Below are 7,207 nucleotides of genomic sequence, written 5' to 3'. Positions count from 1 at the left end.
CGGTGCTGGAACGTTAAGGGGACCGGTTAGCTCACTTTCGGGTGGGCGAAGCTGAGAACTTAAGCGCCAGTAAACGGCGGTGGTAACTATAACCATCCTAAGGTAGCGAAATTCCTTGTCGGGTAAGTTCCGACCTGCACGAATGGCGTAACGACTTCTCGACTGTCTCAACCATAGGCCCGGTGAAATTGCACTACGAGTAAAGATGCTCGTTTCGCGCAGCAGGACGGAAAGACCCCGGGACCTTTACTACAGTTTGATATTGGTGTTCGGTTCGGCTTGTGTAGGATAGCTGGGAGACTGTGAACATCGGACGCCAGTTCGGTGGGAGTCGTCGTTGAAATACCAGTCTGGTCGTGCTGGATGTCTAACCTGGGTCCGTGATCCGGATCAGGGACAGTGTCTGATGGGTAGTTTAACTGGGGCGGTTGCCTCCTAAAGGGTAACGGAGGCGCCCAAAGGTTCCCTCAGCCTGGTTGGTAATCAGGTGGTGAGTGTAAGTGCACAAGGGAGCTTGACTGTGAGACCGACGGGTCGAGCAGGGACGAAAGTCGGGACTAGTGATCCGGCGGTGGCTTGTGGAAGCGCCGTCGCTCAACGGATAAAAGGTACCCCGGGGATAACAGGCTGATCTTCCCCAAGAGTCCATATCGACGGGATGGTTTGGCACCTCGATGTCGGCTCGTCGCATCCTGGGGCTGGAGTCGGTCCCAAGGGTTGGGCTGTTCGCCCATTAAAGCGGTACGCGAGCTGGGTTTAGAACGTCGTGAGACAGTTCGGTCCCTATCCGCTGCGCGCGTAGGAGTCTTGAGAAGGGCTGTCCCTAGTACGAGAGGACCGGGACGGACGAACCTCTGGTGTGCCAGTTGTTCTGCCAAGGGCATGGCTGGTTGGCTACGTTCGGGAGGGATAACCGCTGAAAGCATCTAAGCGGGAAGCCTGCTTCGAGATGAGGACTCCCACCCACTTGATGGGGTAAGGCTCCCAGTAGACGACTGGGTTGATAGGCCAGATATGGAAGCCGGGTGACCGGTGGAGTTGACTGGTACTAATAGGCCGAGGGCTTGTCCTCAGTTGCTCGCGTCCACTGTGTTGGTTCTGAAACCACGAACAACCGCTGCCATGTGAATGGTGTGCCGGGTTGTGTGTTTCATAGTGTTTCGGTGGTCATAGCGTAGGGGAAACGCCCGGTTACATTCCGAACCCGGAAGCTAAGCCTTACAGCGCCGATGGTACTGCAGGGGGGACCCTGTGGGAGAGTAGGACACCGCCGAACAATACGTGTAGAAAAGCCCCTGTACCGGGTTGTCCGGTGCAGGGGCTTTTTTGCGTTTACGGCGATTCCGGCGCCGGCATCGATTGCCCCTCGGCCTTCACAGACGGCCCGCCGCCTTCAATGCCAAATACGCGTCCGCGAGCGCCGGCGCCAGGTTGTCCGGTGTCGCGTCGACGACCGTCACGCCGCGGCGGCGGAGCTGTTCCGCCGTTCGTTCGCGGTCTGCCTGGGCCTTGGATGCCGCTGCCGCCTCGTACACCGCGTCGATGTTGCCCCGGGCCTTTGCCATGGCCGCGATGTGGGGGTCGGACACCGCGGCCAGTAGGACCGTGTGGCGTTGGGTGAGGCGGCTCAGGACGGGCAGGATCCCCTCTTCGACGGGGGCGGCGTCCAGAGTCGTCAGCAGGACGATCAGGGAGCGGCGTGGCGCCGTGCGAAGGGCCGTGGCGGTCAGGCCCCGGGCATCCAGTTCGACCAGCGCGGGCTCCAGTGTGGCCATCGTGTTGACCAGGGACGGGAGGACGTCGCGGGCGGCGCGTCCCTGTACCAGGGCGCGGATGCCTCGGTCGTAGGCGAGCAGGTCGACGCGGTCGCCCGCGCGGGAGGCGAGGGCGGCCAGGAGGAGTGCCGCGTCCATGGCGGCGTCCAGGCGCGGGATGTCACCGACGCGGCCGGCCGAGGTGCGGCCGGTGTCGAGGACGATGAGGATGTGGCGGTCGCGTTCGGGACGCCAGGTGCGGACGGCGACGGTGGTGCTGCGGGCGGTGGCACGCCAGTCGATGGAGCGGGTGTCGTCGCCGGGGACGTAGTCGCGCAGGCTGTCGAATTCGGTGCCCTCGCCGCGGGTGAGGACGCTGGTGCGGCCGTCGAGTTCGCGCAGCCGGGCCAGTTTCGAGGGCAGGTGCTTGCGGCTGGAGAACGGGGGGAAGACGCGGACGGTCCACGGGACCTTGTGGGTGCCCTGGCGGGCGAACAGGCCGAGGGGACCGTAGGAGCGGACGGTGACACGGTCCGCGTGGCGGTCACCGCGGCGGGTGGGGCGCAGACGGGTCGTCAGCCTGCGGCGTTCGCCCGGCGGGACGGTCAGGCGGTGGCGGGACGCGGTGACTTCGGTGCCGGGCTGCCAACTGCTGGGCGGCCAGGCGTCGCGGAGGCGGGCGCGCAGCAGGCGGCCGGTGGGGTTGGTGACCGTGAGCGTCACGTCGGCCGGTTCGCCCAGGCGTACGGAGGTGTCGCCGGAGCGGGCCAGGCCCAGGCGTCGTACGGGGGCCGCGAGGGCGTAGTCGCAGGCGCAGGCCAGGGCGAGGGTGCCGTCGACGGCGAGGATGCCCGTCCAGCTGGGCGCCCAGAGGCCGACCGGGAGGGTGCCGAGGGCCGCGAGCAGTGCGGCGCGTCCGGTGAGTGCCATCAGCGGGGGACGGGGACGTGGGACAGGATCGCGGTGATGACCGAGTCCGCGGTCACGCCCTCCATCTCGGCCTCGGGGCGGAGTTGGACGCGGTGGCGCAGAGTGGGCAGGGCCAGCGCCTTGACGTCGTCGGGGATGACGTAGTCGCGGCCGGTCAGCCAGGCCCAGGCGCGGGCGGTGGCGAGCAGGGCGGTCGCGCCACGCGGGGAGACGCCGAGGGACAGGGAGGGCGATTCGCGGGTGGCGCGGCAGATGTCCACGACATAGGCGGTGATTTCGGGGGAGAGGGTCGTCTTGGCGACGGCGGCGCGGGCGGCCTCGAGGTCGGCGGCGGTGGCGACGGGGCGTACGCCGGCGGCGCGCAGGTCGCGCGGGTTGAAGCCCTGGGCGTGGCGGGTGAGGACGTCGATCTCGTCCTGGCGGGAGGGCAGCGGGATCGTCAGTTTGAGCAGGAAGCGGTCCAGTTGCGCCTCGGGCAGGGGGTAGGTGCCCTCGTGCTCGACCGGGTTCTGGGTGGCGGCGACGAGGAAGGGCTCGGGGAGCGGGCGGGGGGTGCCGTCGACGGTGACCTGCCGTTCCTCCATGGCCTCCAGGAGGGAGGACTGGGTCTTGGGCGGGGTGCGGTTGATCTCGTCGGCGAGGAGGAGGTGGGTGAAGACGGGGCCCGGCTGGAAGGAGAACTCGGCGGTGCGGGCGTCGTAGACGAGCGAGCCGGTGACATCGCTCGGCATCAGGTCGGGGGTGAACTGGACGCGTTTGGTGTCGAGTTCCAGGGCGGCGGCGAGGGCGCGGACGAGCAGGGTCTTGGCGACGCCGGGGACGCCTTCGAGCAGGACGTGTCCGCGGCAGAGCAGGGCGACGACGAGACCGGTCACGGCCGGATCCTGGCCGACCACGGCCTTGGCGATCTCGGCGCGCAGGGCTTCGAGGGAGGCCCGGGCGGTGTCCGGGTCCCCGGTGCGCCCGGCGTTGTCAGTGGTCGGGTCCATCATGGACGGCGTACCTCACTTTCGAGGGCGTCGAGTCGGTCGGCGAGGGCGATGAGGCCTGCGTTGTCGCCGGGTGCGGGGCCGAAGAGGAGGGTGTGCAGGGCCTGTCCGTCGCCGTGCAGGCGGGCGGAGAGGGCGGGGAGCAGGGCCTCGGGTGTGTGTGCCTGGGCCGGGGGAACGCCGACGAGGGGGGCGAGGCGGATGCGGGTGGCGGAGCGGAGAGCGGCGGCCGCGCGGTCGCGGGCGTCGGTGCGGCGGTAGAGGCGGGCGCGGCCTTCGACGGTCTCGGAGGCGCGGATCGCGACGGGGAGTCTTTCGGGCACGAGGGGGCCGAGCCGGCGTGCCCGCCACAGGGCGGAGAGGGCGGCGGCGACGAAGAGTTGCAGCGTGCCCCAGAGCCAGCCGGAGGGGATGAGGCTGAAGAAGGTGCGGTCGCCGGTGTCGGTGGCCGAGTCGTCGGAGAGCGAGGGGAGGTACCAGACCAGATGGGGGCGGGAGCCGAGGAGTTGCAGGGCGAGGGAGGCGTTGCCCTCGTCGTCGAGGCGGTCGTTGTAGAGGATGTCGGGCGCGCCGAGGACCACGGTGTCGCCGGAGCGGGCGGTACCGGTGTCGCCGCCGGTGGCCGGAAGGCGGACGAGGGTGGCCAGGCCGTCGCTGGGGTAGCACAGGTCGGCGCGGACGTCGTCGGTGGTGTAGCGCAGGCCGCCGGTGTCGGCGGGGCCCGCGCGCCGGGCGGCGGGCAGGGCGCAGTCGGGGGCGAGCGTGGAGTCGAAGCTGGGGGCGGCGTCGGCCTGGACGCCGGGCGCGAGGGTGCCGACGGACGGTCCGCCGGGGGCGATCAGGACCGTGCGGCCGTCGGAGTTCCGGGTCGCCTCGCGCAGGGCGTGCTGCTGAGGTTCGGTCAGCAGGTCGGGGGAGGCGACGAGGAGGGTGGTGTCGGGGCCGGCGGCGGTGCGGGCCGCGGCGAGGGTGGTGACCACGCGGGTGGAGACGCCCCGGTCGTTCAGCAGTTCGGCGACGGCGCGGCTGCCGGAGCGGTCGGCGGAGCGGGGGTCCAGGCGGCCGTGGTCGGTGCCGGAGCGGATCGCGGCGACGGCGATGCCGGCAGCGAGCAGGAGCAGCAGCGCGAGCAGGATGCCCCGCGTGCGGGTCCACACCTGGCGGGCGGTGGGCGAGACGGAGGTGCCCGTCGGGGCGGCCGGGCGCGGGTCCGTGGCCGGTGGCGCGGTGGTCATCCGGCGGCTCCCCCGGGGCTGTTGCCGTCCGTGGTGTGCGGGGCGCTCGCGGCGAGGTGGGGGCGGGTGCGCCGCAGGTCGTCGTCGAGGGCGGACATCTTGCGGTACGTGGCTTCGTCCGCGGTCCGGCCGCCGTATGTGACGTCGTCGAAGTCGCGGGCGGCGGTGTGGAGCCGGGCCGCGTGGCCGGGGAGGGGGCGGGCGGCCTCGGAGGCGGCCTCGTCGGCGGTGCGACCAGGGCGGGGGTCGAGCAGCGCCCGTTCCTCCAGGGCGCGGACGAGGGCGCGCATGCGTTCCTGGACCGCCGTGTTCCAGTGGCCCTGGGCGGCGTGCGCCGCGGCGGCCGCGCGGTGTTCGGCGGCGCTGCGGGGGCGGTCGTCGAAGAGGGCGGGAGCGGAGGCGGGCGTCCGGCGGGGGGTGCCCAGGCGCCACCACAGGGCGGCGAGCAGGGCGACGACCACGAGGACGATGACGACGAGGCCGACGGTGCCGCCCGGGGCGGTGGACGAGGCGGCGCCCAGGAGGCGGTCGAGCCGGTCCCAGAAGGCGTCGAGGGCGCGCTGGAGCAGGCTGGGGTCGTCCTGGTGGTACATCGGCTTGGACAGTTCGCGCCGGGCGGCGCCCCGCGCGGGGTCGCGCGGGACCGTCAACGGCGGTGCGTCGTCGCCGGCCCGCCACCCGGCGGGCAGCAGCGCCAGTACTCCCCCCGCCCGGCTCACCGGTTCAGCTCCGCGGGGCGGTGCCGGAGCCGGGGCCCTCGACGCCGGCGGCGCGGGCGAGTTCGAGGTCGAGGGCCTCGCGCCGGATGCGCAGATCGATGTAGAGCAGCGAGGTCACCCCGGCCGTGAGGGGCAGGGTCAGGGTGGAGCCGATCACCCCGCCGATGCCGCTGATCATCAGGAAGGACCAGCCCAGGTCGGCGGTGCCGTCGAGGAAGTTGCCGATGCCGTTGCCGGTGAGCACACCGGCCAGGACGGTGAAGGGCACGGCGATGACCGACCCGATGATCCCGGCGATGAGCCGGGCCAGCAGCTGGATCCCGAAGACCCGCCACCACGAGCCGCTGACGAGCTTGGCGGAGCGGGCGAAGGCCTTGCGGATGCTCTGCTTCTCCAGCATCAGCGCGGGCGGCGCGAGCGAGAACCGTACGACGACCCAGGTGGCCAGGACGCTCGCGGCCATCCCGCCGAGCACGGCCAGCGCGGCGCCTCCCGCCGTCGCGCCGCCCAGGGCGACGAGGATGCCGGGCAGGGTGCCGAGGCCGATGATCGCGGCGCCGATGAGCGGCAGCAGCAGCGTCAGCCCGCACAGCCGGGGCAGCTGCGGCCGGACGTCCCGGGCGATCTCGCCGGCGGTGACCGGCCGGCCGAGCACGGAGCGGCTCATCACGGGCGTCAGCAGGGCCGTCGCGGCTATGGCGGCGATGGCGGTGACGAGGAGGACGACGCTGGAGTTCAGCATCGAGCCGCCGGCGGCGCGGAGCGTCTCCTCGGGGGTGGCGCTGGGGTCGTCGAGGACGGCGGTGTTGTCGAGGTAGAGGCCCTGGAGCAGGACGACGACGAGCTCCGTGAGGACGGCGAGGGCCAGGCAGATGCCGAGGACCGTGCGCCAGTGGGTGCGCATGGTGGTGACGGCGCCGTCGAGGATCTCGCCGATGCCGAGCGGGCGCAGCGGGATGACGCCGGGCTTGGCCGCGGGCGGGGGTCCGCCCCAGGGGCCGCCCCAGCCGGCGGGCGGGCCGTAGCCGGGGCCCCCGTAGCCGGGCCCGCCGTAACCGTAACCGGGAGCTCCGTATCCAGGGGCTCCGTAGCCGGGTCCGTAACCGGGTCCGCCGCCGGGTCCGCCGCCGGGTCCGCCGCCCTGCGGGCCGGTGCCGGGCGTCGGCGGGGGCGGCGGGGTCCCCCAGCCGGGGTAGCCGGGGCCGGACTGCGGGGACTGCGGGGACTGCGGGGACTGCGGGGACTGCGGGGTCTGGGGTGGTGGCTGCGGGGCCGACGGGGGCTGCGGAGCGGTCCACTGCCCGGCCGGAGGCTGCTCCTTGGACCACTTGGAGGGCGCCTGGTCGGCGCCGCCCTGCTCGCCCTGGTCGGGGCTCCGGTCCGAGGGCTGCTCGGGTGGCTGTGCGGCGCCGGGGGTGTCCGGTCCGTCGGAGGGGGCAGATCCGGGCGAGGCCCAGCCCGGAGTGTCGGTCATCGTCGCTCCTTCTCGGTGCCCGTCCGCGGTCGCGGCGGCCCATTGGCTGCCATCGTGCCATGGGGTGCCCGGAGCGTGACCGGGGGCCGTCCGGGCTGTACGCCTT

At 72.0% G+C, this 7,207-nt stretch carries 5 protein-coding genes and 2 rRNA genes (1 of these 7 only partly in view); 2 read left to right on the top strand and 5 right to left on the bottom strand.

The window, feature by feature from the left end; genetic code table 11:
* Together OIE12_RS12925 and rrf are read left to right on the top strand one after the other, a co-directional pair.
* A 23S ribosomal RNA gene (locus tag OIE12_RS12925) occupies positions 1-1,072 on the top strand; it begins 2,052 nt to the left of the window's first position.
* An 87-nt stretch (positions 1,073-1,159) separates the two neighbouring features.
* Positions 1,160-1,276 (top strand): 5S ribosomal RNA (rrf, locus tag OIE12_RS12920).
* 97 nt (positions 1,277-1,373) lie between these two features.
* On the opposite strand, the gene OIE12_RS12915 is transcribed toward rrf, so the two are convergent.
* From OIE12_RS12915 to OIE12_RS12895, 5 genes are read right to left on the bottom strand one after another with little or no spacing between them, the layout of a single operon-like run.
* Positions 1,374-2,684: a DUF58 domain-containing protein gene (locus OIE12_RS12915; RefSeq protein WP_329134868.1), complete on the bottom strand. Its 1,311-nt coding sequence runs from the start codon at positions 2,682-2,684 to the stop codon at positions 1,374-1,376.
* Positions 2,684-3,673, bottom strand: coding sequence for an AAA family ATPase (locus OIE12_RS12910; RefSeq protein WP_329134866.1), 990 nt, complete (start codon positions 3,671-3,673; stop codon positions 2,684-2,686). The genes OIE12_RS12915 and OIE12_RS12910 overlap by 1 nt, the downstream gene beginning before the upstream one ends.
* Positions 3,673-4,908 carry a DUF4350 domain-containing protein gene (locus OIE12_RS12905; RefSeq protein WP_329134864.1) on the bottom strand — a complete coding sequence of 412 codons (1,236 nt, stop codon included), beginning with the start codon at positions 4,906-4,908 and terminating at the stop codon, positions 3,673-3,675. Before OIE12_RS12905 ends, OIE12_RS12910 begins: the two co-directional genes overlap by 1 nt.
* Positions 4,905-5,627 carry a DUF4129 domain-containing protein gene (locus OIE12_RS12900; RefSeq protein ID WP_329134862.1) on the bottom strand — a complete coding sequence of 241 codons (723 nt, stop codon included), beginning with the start codon at positions 5,625-5,627 and terminating at the stop codon, positions 4,905-4,907. Before OIE12_RS12900 ends, OIE12_RS12905 begins: the two co-directional genes overlap by 4 nt.
* 4 nt (positions 5,628-5,631) lie before the next feature.
* Positions 5,632-7,101 carry a glycerophosphoryl diester phosphodiesterase membrane domain-containing protein gene (locus OIE12_RS12895; protein ID WP_329134860.1) on the bottom strand — a complete coding sequence of 490 codons (1,470 nt, stop codon included), beginning with the start codon at positions 7,099-7,101 and terminating at the stop codon, positions 5,632-5,634.
* Between the last annotated feature and the right edge of the window lie 106 nt (positions 7,102-7,207).

The sequence above is a fragment of the Streptomyces sp. NBC_00670 genome (genome assembly GCF_036226765.1).
Classification (GTDB): Bacteria; Actinomycetota; Actinomycetes; order Streptomycetales; family Streptomycetaceae; genus Streptomyces.
This window is presented reverse-complemented; position numbering and strand designations above follow the sequence as displayed.

Bases quoted from the DNA above. Each gene is read 5' to 3' on its own strand.
- OIE12_RS12915 (WP_329134868.1), bottom strand. From the start codon at position 2,684: ATGGCACTCACCGGACGCGCCGCACTGCTCGCGGCCCTCGGCACCCTC.
- OIE12_RS12910 (WP_329134866.1), bottom strand. From the start codon at position 3,673: ATGGACCCGACCACTGACAACGCCGGGCGCACCGGGGACCCGGACACC.
- OIE12_RS12905 (WP_329134864.1), bottom strand. From the start codon at position 4,908: ATGACCACCGCGCCACCGGCCACGGACCCGCGCCCGGCCGCCCCGACG.
- OIE12_RS12895 (WP_329134860.1), bottom strand. From the start codon at position 7,101: ATGACCGACACTCCGGGCTGGGCCTCGCCCGGATCTGCCCCCTCCGAC.